This is a genomic window from Microbacterium zouquanmingi (assembly GCF_052266675.1).
GTDB lineage: Bacteria > Actinomycetota > Actinomycetes > Actinomycetales > Microbacteriaceae > Microbacterium.
In genome coordinates this window covers 208,687-227,142 of the sequence record NZ_JBQPRA010000003.1, presented here as the reverse complement: position 1 = coordinate 227,142, position 18,456 = coordinate 208,687, and the positions used below count along the sequence as shown (strand labels likewise).

16 protein-coding genes are annotated in these 18,456 nt (G+C 64.3%); 11 read left to right on the top strand and 5 right to left on the bottom strand.

Annotated features, from left to right (window positions below):
• The first annotated feature begins 12 nt into the window (after positions 1-12).
• From ACTU6V_RS08535 to ACTU6V_RS08505, 7 genes are all read left to right on the top strand, one after another.
• Positions 13-2,196 (top strand): ATP-dependent DNA helicase RecG, encoded by a 2,184-nt coding sequence (locus ACTU6V_RS08535; protein WP_443468176.1) that lies wholly within the window; start codon positions 13-15, stop codon positions 2,194-2,196.
• Positions 2,197-2,223: 27 nt separating this feature from the next.
• Positions 2,224-2,721, top strand: coding sequence for a pantetheine-phosphate adenylyltransferase (gene coaD / locus ACTU6V_RS08530; RefSeq protein ID WP_443468177.1), 498 nt, complete (start codon positions 2,224-2,226; stop codon positions 2,719-2,721).
• 121 nt (positions 2,722-2,842) lie between these two features.
• Complete coding sequence (locus tag ACTU6V_RS08525; protein WP_443475566.1) at positions 2,843-3,340, top strand: YceD family protein; 498 nt, start codon at positions 2,843-2,845, stop codon at positions 3,338-3,340.
• A gap of 2 nt (positions 3,341-3,342) precedes the next feature.
• Entirely contained in the window at positions 3,343-3,552 is a 210-nt protein-coding gene (gene rpmF / locus ACTU6V_RS08520) for a 50S ribosomal protein L32 (RefSeq protein ID WP_076680491.1), read from the top strand.
• A 16-nt stretch (positions 3,553-3,568) separates the two neighbouring features.
• Complete coding sequence (gene rnc / locus ACTU6V_RS08515) at positions 3,569-4,261, top strand: ribonuclease III (RefSeq protein ID WP_443468178.1); 693 nt, start codon at positions 3,569-3,571, stop codon at positions 4,259-4,261.
• Positions 4,254-5,120 carry a bifunctional DNA-formamidopyrimidine glycosylase/DNA-(apurinic or apyrimidinic site) lyase gene (mutM, locus tag ACTU6V_RS08510; RefSeq protein ID WP_443475420.1) on the top strand — a complete coding sequence of 289 codons (867 nt, stop codon included), beginning with the start codon at positions 4,254-4,256 and terminating at the stop codon, positions 5,118-5,120. The genes rnc and mutM overlap by 8 nt, the downstream gene beginning before the upstream one ends.
• Positions 5,121-5,281: 161 nt before the next feature.
• On the top strand, positions 5,282-6,250 hold the full coding sequence (locus tag ACTU6V_RS08505; RefSeq protein ID WP_443468180.1) for a hypothetical protein: 969 nt from the start codon (positions 5,282-5,284) through the stop codon (positions 6,248-6,250).
• An 11-nt stretch (positions 6,251-6,261) separates the two neighbouring features.
• Here ACTU6V_RS08505 and ACTU6V_RS08500 read toward each other — a convergent pair whose 3' ends face one another.
• The 5 genes from ACTU6V_RS08500 to ACTU6V_RS08480 all read right to left on the bottom strand — a co-directional run bounded on the left by ACTU6V_RS08500 (position 6,262) and on the right by ACTU6V_RS08480 (position 10,836).
• The gene (locus ACTU6V_RS08500) at positions 6,262-7,584 is read right to left on the bottom strand and encodes a permease (RefSeq protein ID WP_443468181.1); all 1,323 of its coding nucleotides are present in this window, start codon (positions 7,582-7,584) and stop codon (positions 6,262-6,264) included.
• Positions 7,581-8,279, bottom strand: a complete 699-nt coding sequence (locus ACTU6V_RS08495) for an ABC transporter ATP-binding protein (protein ID WP_443475419.1) — start codon at positions 8,277-8,279, stop codon at positions 7,581-7,583. The genes ACTU6V_RS08500 and ACTU6V_RS08495 overlap by 4 nt, the downstream gene beginning before the upstream one ends.
• A 74-nt stretch (positions 8,280-8,353) precedes the next feature.
• Positions 8,354-9,430 carry a GNAT family N-acetyltransferase gene (locus ACTU6V_RS08490; RefSeq protein WP_443468183.1) on the bottom strand — a complete coding sequence of 359 codons (1,077 nt, stop codon included), beginning with the start codon at positions 9,428-9,430 and terminating at the stop codon, positions 8,354-8,356.
• A complete protein-coding gene (locus ACTU6V_RS08485) occupies positions 9,427-10,518 on the bottom strand; it encodes a GNAT family N-acetyltransferase (RefSeq protein ID WP_443468184.1) in 1,092 nt (363 codons plus the stop codon). Before ACTU6V_RS08485 ends, ACTU6V_RS08490 begins: the two co-directional genes overlap by 4 nt.
• Before the next feature lie 15 nt (positions 10,519-10,533).
• Positions 10,534-10,836 (bottom strand): hypothetical protein, encoded by a 303-nt coding sequence (locus ACTU6V_RS08480; protein ID WP_443475418.1) that lies wholly within the window; start codon positions 10,834-10,836, stop codon positions 10,534-10,536.
• Between the two features lie 495 nt (positions 10,837-11,331).
• Between ACTU6V_RS08480 and smc the strand changes: the two genes are divergently transcribed.
• Genes smc through ACTU6V_RS08460 form a run of 4 tightly spaced genes read left to right on the top strand, consistent with a single transcriptional unit; the run spans position 11,332 to position 18,403 of the window.
• On the top strand, positions 11,332-14,877 hold the full coding sequence (smc, locus tag ACTU6V_RS08475; RefSeq protein ID WP_443468186.1) for a chromosome segregation protein SMC: 3,546 nt from the start codon (positions 11,332-11,334) through the stop codon (positions 14,875-14,877).
• 39 nt (positions 14,878-14,916) lie between these two features.
• A complete protein-coding gene (locus ACTU6V_RS08470; RefSeq protein WP_443475417.1) occupies positions 14,917-16,980 on the top strand; it encodes an MprF family protein in 2,064 nt (687 codons plus the stop codon).
• 25 nt (positions 16,981-17,005) lie between these two features.
• Complete coding sequence (gene ftsY / locus ACTU6V_RS08465) at positions 17,006-17,881, top strand: signal recognition particle-docking protein FtsY (RefSeq protein ID WP_443468188.1); 876 nt, start codon at positions 17,006-17,008, stop codon at positions 17,879-17,881.
• A 21-nt stretch (positions 17,882-17,902) separates the two neighbouring features.
• Positions 17,903-18,403 carry a DUF2004 domain-containing protein gene (locus ACTU6V_RS08460; RefSeq protein ID WP_443468189.1) on the top strand — a complete coding sequence of 167 codons (501 nt, stop codon included), beginning with the start codon at positions 17,903-17,905 and terminating at the stop codon, positions 18,401-18,403.
• Positions 18,404-18,456: the final 53 nt, after the last annotated feature.

Sequence of the window (18,456 nt, the reverse complement as noted above, 5' to 3'; positions counted from 1 at the left end):
TAGACTTCAGGCATGACCTTCTCGCTCGACTCGCCACTGACCGATGCTGTCGGGGTGACTGCGGCGAAGAAGCTCGATCGGGCTTTCGGCATGCAGACGGTCGGCGAGATGCTCGCACACTATCCGCGCCGCTATGCGGATCCGGCCGAGCTGACGCCGATCAGCAATCTGCCGGTGGGCGAGACGGTGACGATCGTCGCCGAGGTTCTGTCGTCGTCGGCTCGGGGGATGCGTAACCGCTCAGGAGCGATGACGGACGTCATCATCAGCGATGGTCAAGGGCGAGTGTCGCTCACTTTCTTCGCGAAGAACCTACGTCAGGCGGAGTGGCGTGCGGGCGAGCTCTATCGCGGCCGCCGAGGAATGTTCTCCGGCAAGGTGGGCGAGTACCGCGACGTGATCCAGTTCGCTCACCCGCAGTACGAGCTCTTCGACGATGCAGAGAGTGCGCAGGCCAAAGCGGAAGACCAGGCCAGCCGCCCGCTGCCGATCTATCCCGCGACCTCTGCGGTCTCCAGTCAGCAGTTCCGCGAGCTCATCGAAAGCCTGCTGCCGAAGCTGAGCGTCGTGCCAGACCCCGTACCGCAGGAGATCCGGGCGAAGGAGAAGCTGCTGGATGCGCGTACCGCGCTGATCCAGGTGCACCGGCCGCAGACGAAGAACGACATCGACCCCGCCGTGCGCACGCTGCGGATGCATGAGGCCCTGGTGCTGCAGACAGCGCTGCTTCAACAGCGCGAAGCAGTGCGCGCGTTGACGGCGAAGTCGCGCCGAGCTGCCGCGGGAGGACTGCTCGAGCGTTTTGACGCGACACTGCCGTACACACTCACCCCGGATCAGCAGTCGGTGGGAGGGGAGGTCGCTTCGGATCTGACCGGCGAACGGCCGATGAACCGGCTCGTTCAAGGCGAGGTCGGATCAGGAAAGACCCTCGTCGCCCTGCGCGCGATGCTGCAGGTCGCCGAGTCCGGTGGGCAGTCGGCGCTGATCGCACCTACCGAGGTCCTCGCAGGTCAGCACCTGCGCTCGATCACCAAGATGCTGGGGCCGAAGCTCGCGCCAGAGCTGATGCCGACTCTGCTCACCGGTCAGATGCCGGCTGCTGAGCGCCGCAAGGCGGCGTTGCGCGTCGCCTCCGGTCAAGCGCTGATCGTGGTCGGCACACATGCGCTGCTGGGAGAGAAGACGACGTTCGCCGAACTCGGGCTCGTGGTCGTCGATGAACAGCACAGGTTCGGCGTCGAACAGCGCGAAGCACTGCGCGCGAAGGGCACCAGTCCGCACGCGCTCGTGCTGACAGCGACGCCTATCCCGCGCACCGTGGCGATGACAGTCTTCGGCGACCTCGACACTTCGGTGATCCGCACGATGCCGGCGGGGCGAGCAGGCATCCAATCCTTCGTGGCGCCTCTGGCCGAGCATCCGGGATGGTTCCAACGGGTGTGGGATCGTGCGGCGGAGGAAGTCGCGCAGGGGCACCAGGTCTTCGCGGTCTGCGCGGCGATCGATACGACCAAGAAGACGGATGCCGCCGGTGAAGAAGGCGCGGCGCTGCTTCCGACTGAAGAGGGCGCGACAGGTCCGCAGTGGGGGGTGGTCCAGCTCGATGAAGCGCTCCAGACGCACCCGACAGTCGGAAAGCTGCGACGCGCGGTGCTGCACGGCAAGATGCCATCGGATCAGAAGGATGCCGTCATGCAGGCATTCGCGCGCGGCGAGATCGATGTGCTGATCGCGACCACTGTCATCGAGGTCGGGGTTGATGTTCCCAACGCGTCGACGATGATCATCCTGGATGCGGATCGGTTCGGTGTCTCGCAGCTCCATCAGCTGCGTGGACGCGTCGGTCGAGGCTCCATCCCGGGCCTGTGCCTGCTTGTCACCGAAGCCGAAGAGGGCTCACTCGCGCGTGAGCGTGTCGAGGCCGTAGCCGCGACGCTCGACGGATTCGCCCTCGCCGAGGTTGATCTCGAGCTGCGCGGCGAGGGTGATGTGCTCGGTTCGACGCAATCGGGCGTGCGCTCCTCGCTGCGGCTGCTGCGCGTGGTGAAGGACTCCAAACTCATCGCCCGTGCACGTGAGCTTGCGGAGAAGATTCTCGAGACGGATCCGAGTCTCGCCGAGCACGCTGGGCTCCGCGACGTGATCGCACGCCGGGTCACCGAGGAGGATCGTGCGGCTCTTGCCAAGAACTAGTCACTCGACGTGCAATAGGGTGAGATCATGAGCAGTCGGATCGCCGTCGTCCCTGGTTCCTTCGACCCGCCGACCCTCGGTCATCTCGATGTGATCCGGCGAGCGGCGAAGCTCTACGACGAACTGCACGTGCTGGTCGTGCACAACCCGGGCAAAGAAGCGATGCTGCCCATCGCTCAGCGACTCTCGCTGCTTGAGCAGTCCATTGCTGAAGATGGGATGCCGGGGAACATCGTGATCGGCTCCTGGAGCATGGGTCTCCTCGTCGACTACGCTCGCGACGTCAACGCAGGGGTGCTGGTCAAGGGCATCCGCTCTCAGATCGACGTCGCCTATGAATCGCCGATGGCGATCGTCAACCGCCACCTCGCTGATATCGAGACGGTGTTCCTGCTGCCGGATCCCTCGCACGCGATGGTGTCCAGCTCACTCGTCCGCCAGGTCGCCGGTCTCGGCGGCGACATCTCGCCCTTCGTTCCCCGCGCCGTCGCAGCCTTCCTCGACACAGGTGCACGCGGACTCTGAGCGCACGGTCAGCGGATACTGAGCCTGGAGAAAGTCCCGCCGGTAGCATTGAAGCGTGAAGACTCGACTTAACGGCCCCTTCGTGGTGCCCGTGCGCGATATCGTCCGACGACCCGGTGAGATGCGTGAGCATCAGTTCTCCGTTGCCCTCCCAGACCAGTGGGGAGAGGGGATCGTCTCCTTCGAGGCGGGCACCGATCTTGACCTGGAAGTCCGGGTGGAGTCCGTCCACGAGGGCATTCTCGTCTCCGGAACAGCGGAGGCTGAGTACAAGGGCGTCTGCGGAAGATGCCTCAAAGACATCGCCGAGCCTGTCGAAGTCGAGTTCCAGGAGCTTTTCGCGTATCCTGGTGAGGAAGAAACTGACTTCGAGGTTCAAGACGACCACGTGGATCTTGAAACTCTTGTCAGGGAAGCGGCAGTTTTGTCGCTTCCATTTCAGCCGGTGTGTCAGCCGGACTGCCCCGGGCTTGACCCGAACACGGGTGAGCGGCTGACCGGAAGCACCAGGGTAGAGGATGACGCTCCCATCGATCCTCGATGGAGTGCGCTCCGACAGATCGCAGACCAGGGGAGTGCGGCAGAGAGCCGCGGTCCCGAGAACACAGAAGAGAGTTAGCCATGGCTGGTAACCCCCCGAAGCGCAAGGTTTCCCGTTCCAACACCCGCTCGCGTCGCGCGCAGTGGAAGGCGGAGCCGATTGCTCTCGTCAAGACCGTTGAGAACGGCAAGACCGTCTACAGCCGTCCGCACCAGGCGAAGGTCGTCACCGACTCGCAGGGCACCGAGCTGTTCCTCGAGTACAAGGGCCGCAAGGTCGCAGACGTCTGATCACGGTCTCACGATCGTGACAGAGGTCCCGCAAGGGACGGCGAGTCTCGCAGCGAAGCTCAGGGTCGATATCGACCCTGAGCTGCTTGCGTTAGCGTTGACCCACCGTTCGTACGCATACGAGCACGGCGGCATCCCGCACAACGAGCGCCTGGAGTTCCTCGGCGACTCTGTGCTCGGCCAAGCCGTCACCGTCATGCTGTTCGTCACTCACCCCGACATCGATGAGGGGCAGCTTGCCAAACGGCGCGCGAGCGTCGTCTCGACCGTTGCCCTCGCCGAGGTTGCGCGAGCCATCGGGCTCGGTGAGCACCTTCTGCTCGGCCGTGGTGAAGAACGCACCGGTGGGCGCGACAAGGACTCGATCCTGGCCGACACCATGGAAGCGGTGTTCGGCGCCACCTACCTCTCCGCAGGTCAGGATGCTGCGACCGAACTCGTGCTGCGATTGACCGAGCCTCTGCTCGACGATCCAGAACGCTATGGTGCCGCGATGGATCCGAAGACGAGCCTGCAGGAGCTCGCTGCCCGCATCGGCGCCGCACCTCCCACGTACTCCGTGTCGGCTACAGGCCCAGACCACGATCGCCGTTTCACGGCGATCGTCACGGTCGGCGACGTCAGCATGAGCGGTGAGGGCACGAGCAAGAAGACCGCCGAGATGGCGGGTGCCCTCAACGTGTGGCGCGCACTCAGCGAGCGTGCCTGAGCTTCCCGAAGTCGAGGTCGTCCGCGCAGGCCTCGCTCCCGCAGTCATCGGCGCGACGATTACGAGCGTCTCGGTATTCGATGAGCGAGCGCTCACGCGGCATCCCGCAGGAGCGGCGGACTTCGCCGCCCGTCTGGAGGGCGCATCGATTGTCGGCGCATCCAGACGCGGCAAATTCTTGTGGCTTCCCATGGCAGGGGAGACTCACGCGCTCACTGCCCATCTGGGGATGAGCGGTCAGATGCTGCTGCGCACTCCCGAGGCTCCCACTGAGCGTCATGAACGCATCCGCATCGGCATCCAGCATCCACAGCATGGCGACTTCGCCGTTGTTTTCGCAGACCAGCGCACGTTCGGTTCGCTGGCAGTCGATGAGCTCACTGCCGACGGCAGCGATCTGATTCCGACACAAGTACGGCATATCGCGCGCGACCCACTGGATGCCGCGTTCGACGACGATGTCTTCATCGGCGCCGTGCGACGTCGGGCGAGCGCGGTCAAGAGGATTCTGCTGGATCAGACCGTCGTCAGCGGAATCGGAAACATCTACGCTGACGAATCGCTCTGGGCTGCGCGCATCCACCCTGAGTCACACGGGCGCACATTGACGGGTGCTGCAGTTGACCGCCTTCTTACAGAAGTGCGACTGGTGCTTGAGAAGGCTCTCGCCGAGGGCGGGACGAGCTTCGATGCCCAGTACGTGAACGTCAACGGCGAGGCGGGGTACTTCGCCCACTCGCTGAACGCTTATGGACGAGGCGGGCAAGCCTGTCCGCGCTGCGGGGGCGAGATCCGCCGGGAGGCCTTCATGAATCGGTCGTCGCACTTCTGCCCGCGGTGCCAGCGCAAGTCCAGATAGCCTGAGATCTGAACAAAAGCGGGGGACGACTGGTGGATCTGTACTGGCTTTCGGCTCCTGATCGCGAAGTCGCGGAGGCGATGCACCGGCGCAGGATCAGCTCACGCCCTCGGTGGGTGCCGACGAAACGCCGAGTGCTCTCGGACATCAACGATTGTCTGATGCTCTGGTATCTCTGCATCGTGTTGATGGTTCTCGGGGTCCGCATCGACACACTGCAGGACAACCGCATCGAAGCGCGGGACGTCGGGGACATCACGATCTGCAGCGCCATTCTCGTGGCGTGGATCGTCTTCGCCGTCTGGCTGCACAGATGGTCGGCAAGGCCGCCATCGCCGCGGATGCGGATTCGGGCGTGGCGTCAGGAGCTCACCGCGCTCTCAAACGGGTTCGAGCCTCAGTCGGGGGGAGGTGCTGCTTTCGCCTCGCTCATCACCGCGGAAGATCGCATCCACTCATCTGCGCGTTTCGTCGCGGATGGCATCGAGTTCGGCAATATTCGGTATCGGAGCCGATCGCGGTCTGGATCTTGGCAGTACATCGCGCTCCACCTGCACGCACCGCTTCCGCACATGCTGCTCGAATCACAAGCGGGCAAGAGCCTCGCGCGCATGCTGCCCGTGCATATCAGCGGTTACCAGACACTCTCGCTGGAGGGCGATTTCGACCGCTGGTTCCGACTTTTCGTGCCAGCGGGTTACGAGCGGGATGCTCTGTTCCTGCTCCCACCGGATGTGATGGCGGCCTTGATCGATCACGCGCCGGCGTTCAGCATGGAGACGATCGCAGATCGAATGGTCTTCTTCCGGTCGTCAGCCGCCGACTTCGCGAACCCCGAGCCGTGGAAAGTGGTCGCAGAAGTCATTGAGGGAGCGGCGAAACCGTTCGTGCGCAACGCCTCGGGCTACCGCGACGAACGCATTCCTGAACAGGACACGCCATACGCCGTGGAGATGATGCCCACAGGTCGTATTGCAAGCGATGGCACTCGGCTTGATCTGCGAGATCGGCGCACCGGCATCTGGTGGATACTCGGTGCAACCGGATGGGCCGCAACGCTCGTGTTTCTGTACGCGGTACCCGCGATCTTCGCCTTCGCAGGCCTCATGTCGATCGTCGACGGCAGATAAGACGGCGATCATCACGCAGGCGCAAAGGCGCGAGCCAGCAGCGGACGAGTGAGACGGGTGCTCAGCCACACGATGCCCACCCCGGAGACGAGTACCGCGAGGATCGTCACGATCGAGAGGGGCTGCACGATCAGCGCGAGGCCGATCAGCGGCAGCACCAGAACAGCCGCGCACAATGCCGAGCAGATCGCTGTGACCAGCAGAGGCGCCATGACAGCGCGGGTGCGTGCGGAATCGACGACCTCCAGAGGCACTCCGAAGAAGTGCAGGCTGCGGTGCAGTTCCCCCTGATCGATGATTGCGGATGCTTGATTGACTCCGACTGAGACAGCGACCATGACGAACGAGGCGACGAGCGTAATGATGAGCCCGGTGCGGATGTCACCGATCAGTACGAGGGTCGCATCATCGGCAGCCGCAGCAGATGCTGTGTCGACCATGGCAACGCCCGCGCCCGCGAAGACGGCCATGAAGCTGGCCATCGCCACTCCGCTCACCTGGCGCCAGGCGGCCTTGGGAGATTCGAGGATGAAGCGCATGGCGAGCAATCGACTCGGCTGTTCCGCGCGTCGCAGTCCACGTCGGGCATGCGCTTTCAGAGCCCAAGGCCCGACCAGGTTCAGCACCGCAAGCGCTGCGGCGAACATCCCTGCCACGACGATGATCGTGACGACGACGCCTGTCGTACCGGGGAACCACATCATGGTCGCAAAGGCGAGCGCGATGACAGCGATCGCGCCGACGGCACGCATCCAATGCACTCGCGGCACTGCAGCACGCGTTCGCACGCCGAGCGGCGAGATCACGACCAGCCTCAGGCCGATCACCGCGCTCACCCCGGCCAGAGCGATCATGCACGCAGCGATTCCGGCGATGGCGAGCGGCGACAGCAACACGGCGGTGAGCCCCAGGGGTGTCCCGCGGAAAGTGATGAGACCGAGCAGCGGGACGCACGCGATGTAGAGGACGATTCCCGCGAGCGCACCCGCCGCAGCGAGGAGCGTCGATTCCACAACCGTGGCAGTGATGACGCCGCCAGGAGAAACACCCATCAGGCGCAGGGTCGACAGCCGCTCGTCACGGCGTCGTGCAGACAACCGTGCCGCCGCACCGCCGAGGCTGACCAATGGCACGACCAGCAGCACCAGGGCGATGGCCGCGAGAGCGTGGTAGATGCTGGCTTCCGGATCAGTCCAGCTCCAGAACGCCTGGGCGCCGCCCATGACGACCAGCACGATTGCGGTCACCAACGCGAAGGCGATCATCGGAAGCGCGATGATGCCGCCTTGGCCAGGACCGGGACGCAGGAGCAGAGCCAGAACACGGGCGTTCATGCCTGCGCTCCGGCAGCTGCGGTGATGCGTCCATCGCGCACGTGGACGGTGCGCGAGCAGCGAGATGCGACATCGGCATCATGGGTCACCACGATCAGCGTGCGGCCCTGACCCGTCGTCGACCACAGGAGCGCGTTCATCACGTCTGCCGAGGTCTGACTGTCCAGAGCACCAGTGGGTTCGTCCGCGAAGACGAGTTCCGCACCGGTCACCTGTGAGCGTGCGATTGCGACGCGCTGTGCCTGTCCACCGGATAGCTCGCCGATTCGGCGATCCTCGAACCCCACGAGACCGAGTGATGCCATCCACCCCGCCGCACGCTCGATGGCTGTCCGACGCGGTGTCGCGTTGATCATCAGAGCGAGGGCGATGTTCTCGATCGCCGTGAGCTCAGGAATCAGCAGCCCCTGCTGGAAGACGAACCCGAAGGACTCTCGTCGCAATCGCGAACGGTCACGCTCATTCATCGTGGTGACATCCGCGGCAGGCCCGGTGACCGGGGAGAACAGCACTCGACCAGCATCCGGCGCGGTGATTCCCGCAAGAACGTGCAGCAGCGTCGTCTTGCCGGATCCGGACGCGCCCATGATCGCGACGGACTCGCCGCGCTGCACCGTGAGGTCCACACCGGCTAGTGCAGTCGTGGTGCCGAATGCCTTGGTCAGGGACTTCGCTTCGATGACGGAAGAATTCATGCTTTCAGCCTCGCGAGCAGGATTGGTCGTGTCGTCAGCCTGGAGTCGCCACTGCATACATCGCTCGGATGATCTCAACGAAGCTTCTTCTGCCACCCTCCCGCGTAGGATGCTGGCACGAACCCGATTGCTTCGTTGATACCGAGCATCGGTCTGTTCTCCTCGGCGTTGAACGTCGTCACCTTCGGCGAATCCGGTGCAATCTCCCGCCAGCGCAGAAGGTTCGCGCACTTCACGATCGTGCCGAGCCGCTTGCCCCGATGCTCACCCAGGACGAGCGTGCCCCACTGCTGGGTGACACCTGCGCGGTCTTCACCGACGGCCAATTCATTGAACGCGACCATCTGTCCTGATGGCTCATGCACAACGGCAACGATCGACAGCGTCTGTCCGGCGGCCATGATCCGCTCGTCGTGACGCACGAGCTTGTCTTCATCCCATTGCTCTTCCTGCGTGACCAGATCACCGGTCGGAATGTTGGTGATCATGCTGGCGATCAGGTGCGCATACCCGGTGCGAAACGGCGGTGGTGTCGGCAGACTCCAGGAAACAACGCGGTAGTCGGGCCCAGCGTAGGCGCTGGCCTCTTCGAGACGGGCACACACATCCTCGAGCGGCCCCTGCAATGGCAGCACGCTGTTCCGCTCGACCTGCTCGAGGGCGTAGCCGCGCGCGATGAGCAGGTCTGACATCGGCGTCGAAGAGACAGAGCCCCAGCCCGTTGCAGGGGTGAGAGTCCCTCCGGAGTGGCGTGCCGGGTGCAGGGTCCACGTCTGCAGCACTGAGCGTCCCAGGGATGCGGCCTCGTGTTCGAGGCGATCGAGCAGCACCTGAGCGGTACCCCCTGGGAACTCGGCGGCCGGCACCATCAGAGCGAGATCTGCAGCAAGCGTGCCGGCGGCGGTGGACGTGGAGAGCTCAGCCGCACCGACGATCTCATCACCTCGTCGGGCGATGAAACCCGCGCGGAGTTGGTCGGTCTGATCCAGCCAGGATGGCAGGGATTCCGCGACGGTCTCGTCGAGGTCATCGATCCCGGCATCCTTCCTCGCCATTTCATTCCCGAGACGCACCATCGCGCGCAACTCATGTGCCTCTGGTGTATCCAGGTGGGAGGGCACCACCATCGGGGTGATGACGATGTCACTCATGTGAGGTCCTTCTTCCATGCGCCCTCATACGACATGGGCGCGAATCCGATCGTCTCGTTGATGCTTAGCATCGGACGATTCTCTTCCGCGTTGTACGTGATCACGCGCGGTGACTGAGGGTAACGGTCATGCCAGCGGAGGAGTCCCGCGGTCTTCACGAGCGTCCCGAGGCGATGCCCGCGATGACCGGCCAGCACGAGAGTGTCGTACTGGTGTGTCGTCCCGGCCGGTTCGCAGAGGTTGATGGCGAGTTCGTTGAACGCGCACAGCTCGCCGCCCGCGATGTGCTCAGCCGCAGTCACCTGAATGGTGAATCCCTTCGCAGCCTGCCGCTGCTCGAGCTCAGCGACACGTTCGGCGTCCCAGACCTCTTCAGGAATCCCAAGTTCTGCATCAGGCACATCGGTAGACATGCGCGACTTCATCCAGGCATAGCCGTCGACGAACTCGGGAGGTGTGGGCAGAACCCACTGGACGACCCGGTAGTCGCGCGCGTGCTCCTGGGCAACGTTGAGAGATCGAGTCAATCGCGTGTGCGTTTCCGCTGACCAGACGAGTTCGCTCGCGCGCTCGACCTGTTCCAGGGCGAAGCCGCGATTCTCCAGGAACTCTGCGGTTGCGTCCCGCGGAACCGCTCCGAAACCGGTTGGTGAGTGAAGCGAGTTCGTCTGGTCGCCGTGATGCTCGGCCCAGCCGAGAAGCGCCCGCACGCCTGCGGCGCGGAGTTCGGTTTCCAGCACCGCGAGGGCAGCCGTGCCGATGCCCTGGCGCCAGTGCGAGCGCAGCAGAGCGATGACGGCGATGGCGGTGTCCGCGGATGCATCCTGCAGCATGTCCACGGCCATGCATCCGACCATCTCGCCGGCATCCATAACGAACCACTGCCGCTTTCGCGACGCGCGACTGCTGTAGAGCACGGGCAGAAGCGCTGCGGCAGACAGGGCGTCATCGTCACGACCGGTCGTCTCGAGAAGGGACCGGTTGCGTACGTCCGCGTACGCGCGGATCTCATCGGTGGGCGCCGCATCCGCCCCTGCGGGAAGCAGGAGCGGATGCAGTGTGGCCGATTCGGTGAGGTGAATAGTCATGACAGTGCCTCCCATTCAGAGCATGTGGCGCTGCATGTCGTAGGTGAGGATCGCCACCTTTTCGCGCTCGGTGAAGTGGGTGAGTCCCCCGGGGCGCTGGGCGTCGAGGAGCCGAGCTGCCTCTTCACGACTCATCATCGTGCGGCGGTTGCGGGCTGAGCGCTGCGTGCGCAGCATCAGCCAGAGTCCGAGCCGCAGCGAAAGCCGGTCGGCGATGTTCAGTTGTTTTCGGTCTGCGGGAACAGTGATCTCAAGAGTCTCCTGTTCCTGGCTACATGGTGGGTGGATGGTGTTGCGAAGCAGTGCTTCAGTACTCACGAGAGTGCTCGTTTCTTATCGAACTTTTCTGGGGGAAGGAAGCGCGAGATCCGGGGACGGCCGGAGCGCGGACGAGAGGTCTCAAAGAGTGGAGACGTCACCTGAGGTGGGATGCAGAGGGTCGAAGTCATCGACCGATGCGGGAGCGGCGGGAACCGGCGGAGATCAGGCTCGAGAGGAGGAGATCTCCGGCAGAGGCTCTACGAGAGCGCGCTACGTCGGACGCCGAAGGCGGAGGACGAATCATGCGCTGAACGCTTCGCATCGAAGCCGATGGCTGATGCCTTGACAGTTGCGGTAATCATGAGGTCCTCCTTTCGTGAGCGATCCGGCTTGCAAAGTTAGTGGATCTTCACAGCAGACGTCAAGGATTTGTTTGTTCATCGGCGTGTCGCATCGTGCGCAGATCCACCCAGTCACCGCGCGGGATGCCGGGATCACGGTGTGATTCCGGTAGCGTGGCGGCGTGATTCTCCCCGGACGGACGGTGCGCGCATGCATCTGAAGAGCTTGACGCTCAAGGGCTTCAAATCGTTCGCACAGCCCACTTCGTTCGTCTTCGAACCGGGCGTGACCTGCATCGTCGGACCCAACGGCTCCGGCAAGTCGAACGTCGTCGATGCGCTCGCCTGGGTGATGGGTGAGCAGGGAGCGAAGACGCTTCGCGGCGGCAAGATGGAAGACGTCATCTTCGCCGGTACGTCCACGCGCGGCCCGCTCGGTCGCGCAGAGGTCCAGCTGACGATCGATAACAGTGATGGCGCGCTGCCGATCGAGTTCGCAGAAGTCACGATCAGCCGCACACTCTTCCGCAACGGCTCGAGTGAGTATGCCATCAATGGCTCCAGTTGCAGACTTCTCGATGTGCAGGAGCTGCTGAGTGACTCCGGTCTTGGTCGCGAGATGCACGTCATCGTCGGGCAGGGACGCCTGGATACCGTGCTTCAGGCTTCACCGGAGGACCGTCGCGGATTCATCGAAGAGGCAGCCGGGATCCTCAAGCACCGACGCCGCAAGGAGAAGACGCTCCGGAAGCTCGATGCGATGGAGGCCAATCTCACGCGCCTCAGCGACCTCGCCGGTGAGATCAGGCGCCAGCTCAAGCCGCTCGGACGCCAGGCGGAGATCGCCCGCGAGGCCCAGACGATCGCTGCCGTCGTGCGAGACGCGAAGGCACGCATCTTCGCCGACGATGTGGTGGCGCTGCGGACGTCGCTTGCCGACCATGCCCGTACGGAGCAGGAGCGTCACACCGAGCGTCTTGTGATCACGGAGCAGGCGGATGCCGTGCGGACCGCGATTGCAAAGCTCGAGGCTGATCAGAATTCGGCGGCAGTCGACGAGGCTCGTGGAGTCGCATTCGGCCTTGAGCAGGTCCAGGAGCGCATGCGGTCGCTCTACACTCTCGCCAATCAGCGCCTCGCACTTCTCGGCTCAGAAGAGGACGACGCGGCCGTCGCTTCCGTCACGGTCACGCAGGCGACGATCGATGAGGCCAAGGACGAGATCACCACGATCTCTGCCGGGCTCGGTGAGGCACAGGATGCCGCGTCCGCCGCCAGCCGTGAAGTGGTCAATGCGCGTGCAGAGCTCGACACGCTCGATGTCGACATCGCCGAGCAGAGCGCTCTCGTCTCCGAACATGACATGCATCTGACGGCGTTGCGGGGTACGGCAGAAGCCGCGGCATCCGCTCTCGCCGCTGTGCGCGGTGCTGTGCAGCGCCAGGCGAGCGCGCTTGAGGCGGCGAACGAACGACGCCGTGAGGCAGCCGAAGCGCTGGAGCAGATCGACGACGCGCAAGCCCCCGAGGGAAGTGCCGCCGAGCATGCGGCAGCGTACGACAATGCTCAGCGCGATGCGACAGCGGCTGAAGCAGCGCTCGAGGAGCTGCGCGAACGATTGCACGCCGCCGAGCGCGAAGCAGGGTCCCTGACGGCGAAGGCGGCGGCGCTCAGCAGCGCTCTGTCGCTCTCTGGAGGAGCCGCCGAAGTCGTCAAGAGCGGCGCCCCCGGTGTTCGAGGGCTCGTCGGAGACGCCGTGCAGGTCACCGCGGGGTACGAGGCAGCGATCGCGGCAGTACTCGGACCGCTGGCTGAAGGCGTACTCGTCGACGATGCAGAGGCGGCGTTCGCGCTTGCTGCGTCGGCAGTGGCAGACCGGCGCGGCGTGGTCGATTTCGTCATGGCGGACGCCATGGCGGGGGCCGTTCAGCTCCCCGCATTGGCAGGCGTCACCCCGGCGGCCTCGGTGGTCACCGCGCCCACGGGCGTGCTCGGCGTGCTCGCACACGTGCTCGTCGCTGACGACCTCGATGCGGCACGGAATGCTCGTGCAGCTCTGGACGCGCTGGGTGACAGCGCGGTGACGATCGTCACGATCGGTGGCGACGTGATCACCGCTCAGACCCTTCGCACGAGGTCTGGTGGAGAACGGTCGCGCCTCGAGCTGACAGCTGAGCGGGATGCTGCGCAGGAACGCCTCACCGAAGTGCGGGTGATCGTCGACTCGATGCGCGAAGCACGGACGGATGCTTCAGAACGAGTGAATGCGACGCGTCAGCGAGCGAAGGATGCGCTGCGCGCACTGCGTGAGCACGACGCCGCTCTCGCGACGCATGCCGAGCAGTTGAATCGGGTCACCGTTCGGCACGAGTCGGCAGTCGCCGAGTGCGAGCGCCTGGAATCCGGGCTTTCGCAGGCGCAGAGCGCCGTGACAGATGCTGAGGCTGCGGCAGCAGCCGCGCAGGGAGAACTCGAAGCCGCAGAGACCAAGCCGCGTCCGGTGCTCGATGCATCCGCTCGAGACGGCCTCCTCGAAGCGCTTGAAGCAGCTCGTGAAGGCGAGGTGCGCGCAAGACTCGAGATCGAGACGTTGCGTGAACGCGTGCGCGCGGCCCAGGCGCGTGTCGCGAGCCTTGAACGCCAGCGCGAGCAGGAGCGGGATGCCGCGGCCGAAGCCGCGCGTCGTGCGGTCATCCGCCGCGCGCAGCGTGAAGCGGCTTCCGGCGTCGCGTCTGAGCTTCCTCGGATCCTCGATTCCCTGGACCGCTCGACCGCCGAAGCGCGACTGGCGCTGACTGAAGCGGAGAGCGCGCGTTCCGCGCAGAACGAGGAGCTCACTGCGCTGCGCGTGCAAGAGGGTTCCCTGCGTGAACGTCTTGCTGGCCTCACGGAGAGTGTGCACGGTCTTGAACTGCAGATCCACGAGAAGAAGCTGCACCTCACGAGTCTGTTGGAACGAGTATCCTCAGAACTCGCACTCGACGAAGATATTCTCGTTGCGGAATATGGACCGGAACAGCCTGTTCCCCGTGATCCGCTTGCTGAGGTCGATCCTGAGTCCATTGACGGCATCGACTCCACGGCGATCCCGTACGACCGGAGAGTGCAGGAGCGGCGCCTCGCTGAATCCCAGCGCAAGCTGACACAGCTCGGACGGGTGAATCCTCTGGCCCTGGAGGAGTTCGCAGCGCTCGAGCAGCGGCACGCATTCCTCACCGAACAACTCGCTGACCTGACCCAGACCCGCCAGGATCTGCTCACGATCATCGCGGATCTCGATGAGCGCATGCAGACGATCTTCGCGAGCGCGTTCGAAGACACTCGGCAGGCGTTCACTGAGGTCTTTCCGCTGCTGTTCCCTGGCGGTACAGGGAGCATCTCTCTGACCGATCCGGAGAACATGCTCACCACGGGAATCGAGGTGGCGGTTCGCCCGGTCGGCAAGAAGATCGAGCGGCTCTCCCTGCTTTCCGGTGGGGAGCGCTCGCTTGCTGCGGTGGCTCTGCTCGTGGCGATCTTCAAGGCTCGCCCGAGCCCCTTCTACATCCTCGATGAGGTGGAGGCCGCTCTCGACGACGCGAACCTCGGGCGCCTGCTGACCGTGTTCGAACAGCTCAGGGAGAGCTCGCAGCTTCTGGTGATCACGCACCAGAAGCGCACGATGGAGATTGCCGACGCCCTGTACGGGGTATCGATGCGGCAGGATGGTGTCTCTGCGGTGGTCGGGCAGCGCGTCGGAGATCGCGCGGCAAGCTGACCTTCTGTGCGACATCCGCACACCAATATGCTGAGGCGCATGACCTTCGTGCTCCAGGGTGTGCGCCGGATGCCCTTCACACTCGCCTTTACGTTCGTGTTCCTGCTGATCGGCGTGATCACGGGCTCGCTGTGGTCGGCGGCGCACGACAAGCCCTGGTTCGAGATGGTCGCCACAGGGTTGCCCTCGTTCGCCGAGGGACGCTGGTGGACCCTGTTCACTTCGCCGCTCTTCGCGGATCCACCGTTCGCCTACCTGACGCTTCTTCCACTGATCCTCGGTGGGATCGGCTGGGCGGAATGGCAGTTCGGCTCGCTGCGCACCATCGGCCTCGTCATCGTCGGACATCTCGTCGGCGTGCTGGGAGCCGCGGGGATTCTCGCTCTGTTCACGCCTGTCGATTGGCGCTGGTCGGATCGGCTGTCGCAGGCACTGGACGTCGGCCCTTCGTGCGGCGCCATGACCGCCCTGGTGTTCGCGATCGCCACTCTGCCGTCGCCCTGGCGTCTGCGCGCACGCATTGCGATCGTGCTGTGGGTGACGATCTCGGTGCTCTACCTCGGGCAGCTCTATGACCTCGAGCACGCCGTCGCCATGACTGCAGCCCTTGTGGTCAGCGGCATGCTTCCCGCGTTCCGCCACCCCGAGGGGCGACCGACTGAGCGCGAATGGCGCCTCCTCGCCTTTGCCGGTCTGATCGCGATCGGCGCGATTCAGATCATCGATCTCGCGGTTCCTTTTGATGGCCCGCTGGGGGAGAACGCGCCGGTCTATTCGTTCTTCGACGTGGCTCTGGACGTCGTGGTGATCGCATTCATCGCGAACGGAGTGCGAATCGGGTACCGGATCGCGTGGCTAGCAACTGTCGTCCTCGCAATCTTCAACCTCGTCACCGCAGTGATCTCGTTCGCCCTGATCCCTGTGCTGCTGAGCGGCGGTCGGATCGGTTCCGTATGGGACGTTGTCGGGCTGCAGATCGCGCCCACGTTGCTGTGGGTCGCGATGCTCATCGTGATGTTCATCGCACGAGGGGCGTTCCGCGTTCCGTTTCGCCGGTCGCGCCGGCGTCTCTCGACCACGCCCGTCACGCCACAGGCCGTGCGCGAGACGCTTCACGAGACCGGCGGAGGAACGCTGTCGTGGATGGCGACCTGGCGCGGGAACAGTCATATGGAGGCCGCGGACGGAGTGATCGCCTACCAGACTCACTCCGGCGTCGCGATTCTGCTGGGTGATCCGATCGTGCCCGATGGCAACGAACGGGACGCTCTCGAGGCCTATGCGTCAGCGGCGCAGCAGATGGGCTATATCCCGTGTGCGTTCTCGTCGAGTGAGAAGATCCGTCTGGCGATGCCACAAGGATGGCGCTCCATCGTCGTGGCCGAAGACACTCTCGTCGATCTTCCAGGGCTCGAGTTCAAGGGCAAGGCCTGGGGCGCGGTGCGGACCGCTATCAATCGCGCTGCGCGCGAGAACATCGAGTTCAGGATGGTGCGGCTGGCAGACGAGCCGTGGAGCGTCAGGGCGCAGGTCCGCGCAATCTCCGAGCAGTGGACCGGCGACAAAGGGCTGCCCGAGATGCGTTTCACTCTCGGCACGGTAGATGACGCGATGGATCCTGAGGTCGCCGTCGGGATTGCGGTGGATGCTGAGGGGAGCCTGCACGGTGTGACCTCGTGGCTTCCGGTCTACGGCCCTGGCGGTGTTGTCGAGGGTTGGACGCTGGATCTCATGCGCCGCAGAGATGGCGGATTCGGTCCGGTGATGGAGTTCCTGATCGGCGCTGCGGCGCAGCACTTCTCAGAACAGGGGCATTCCTTCATCTCGCTCTCGGGTGCTCCACTGGTGCGAACCGAGGACACTGAGACGAACGCGATCTACGCCGTGCTTGATCGCGTCGCACAGCTGGTCGAACCGCTCTACGGCTTCCGCTCGCTCCACAAGTTCAAGCAGAAGTTCAATCCTCGCGCCGAGCCGATGCACCTGCTCTACCGCGATGAGGGCGACCTCCCGCGCGTGGGGATCGCACTGACTCGGGCGTATCTGCCGGATTCCTCACTGCACGACCTCGTCGGCTCCGCAGCTCCCGCATTGCGTGGCTGAGCTACCCGCACCGTAGGCTGGAGTCATGGCGGAGAAGTCCTGGACCCTCGGTCGCGCGCTGCGCGGCATGTTCGTCAAACCCACAATCGATGAGACGACGTGGGAAGACCTCGAGACGGCGCTGATCACTGCCGACTTCGGCCCCGACATCTCCGAGCGAATCGTCGATGAACTGCGCGAGAAGGTCGAACGCTACCGTACGACTGACCCGAAGGATCTGCAGCGGATGCTGCGCGAAACGCTCGAAGAGCATTTTGCGAAGTTCGACACGACTCTGAAGCTCACCGAGCGGCCAGCCGTTGTGCTCGTCGTCGGCGTGAACGGTGTGGGCAAGACGACGACGATCGGCAAGTTCACGAAGTTCCTGCGCGGATACCAGCGCAGCGTCGTCGTCGGAGCAGCCGACACCTTCCGTGCGGCCGCAGTCGATCAGCTCGCGACCTGGGCTCAGCGTGGAGGAGCAGCGATCGTCCGTCCGCAGCAGGAAGGACAGGATCCGGCCTCCGTCGCATATCAGACGGTCGAGTTCGCGCAGCGCGAGGGCATCGAGATCGCGATCATCGACACCGCCGGCCGCCTGCACACCAAGGGCGGACTCATGGACGAGCTGACCAAGATTCGTCGCGTCATCGAAAAGCAGGCGCCCATCAGTGAAGTGCTGCTCGTGCTCGATGCCACGACCGGACAGAACGGCGTCATGCAGGCTGAGGCCTTCCTCCAGCACGCTGGCGTCACCGGACTCGTGCTCACCAAGCTCGATGGTTCAGCCAAAGGCGGGTTCGTTCTCGCCGTGCAGGAGCGCACCGGCATCCCCGTCAAACTGCTCGGCCAAGGTGAGGGAATCGACGATCTCACCGGCTTCACGCCGCACATCTTCGCGGCATCCCTTGTCGGTCAGTGATCGGACTGGTTTCATAGCGTTATGGCGATCGAACACGACTACTTCGGGCTCCTGTCTTCAGGTCCGGATGGATCGATCTTCTGGTCCGAGACGGTGGATCTCGGCGACCAGACGGTGACTGTCGATCTCACAGCTCCCGACCAGGACGATATCTCTACGGATGCACTCGACATCGCCGCAGCCCTCATCTCGGGCCTTGAGGACGTGGACGCCACGGCGCGGCGCGGCATGCTCGCGGAAGTAGACGACCGCGCGAGCGAAGTGACTGAGTTCATCCTGCAACAACAGGAAACCTATGGCGAGGAGCTTCCGGAGATGCTGGTCGACGTCAGCGGTGACGACGCCGTCGACATCATCCGGTCCCTGCGTCTCATGAGCATGACGATCCTTGCCGATGAGCACGGCGGCACCGAGCCGTTCGCTGTCCTCGAGTACGCGCTCGATGCCGAGGACACCGACGAAGTGCTCCTCGTCAATCTCTCCTCCGACGGCATGGTTCAGTCGGTGATGAGCGCCGACTAGACCTCTCGCGAAACTGCAAAACCACGCCGAGACGCACGCGAAAACGCGCTGTC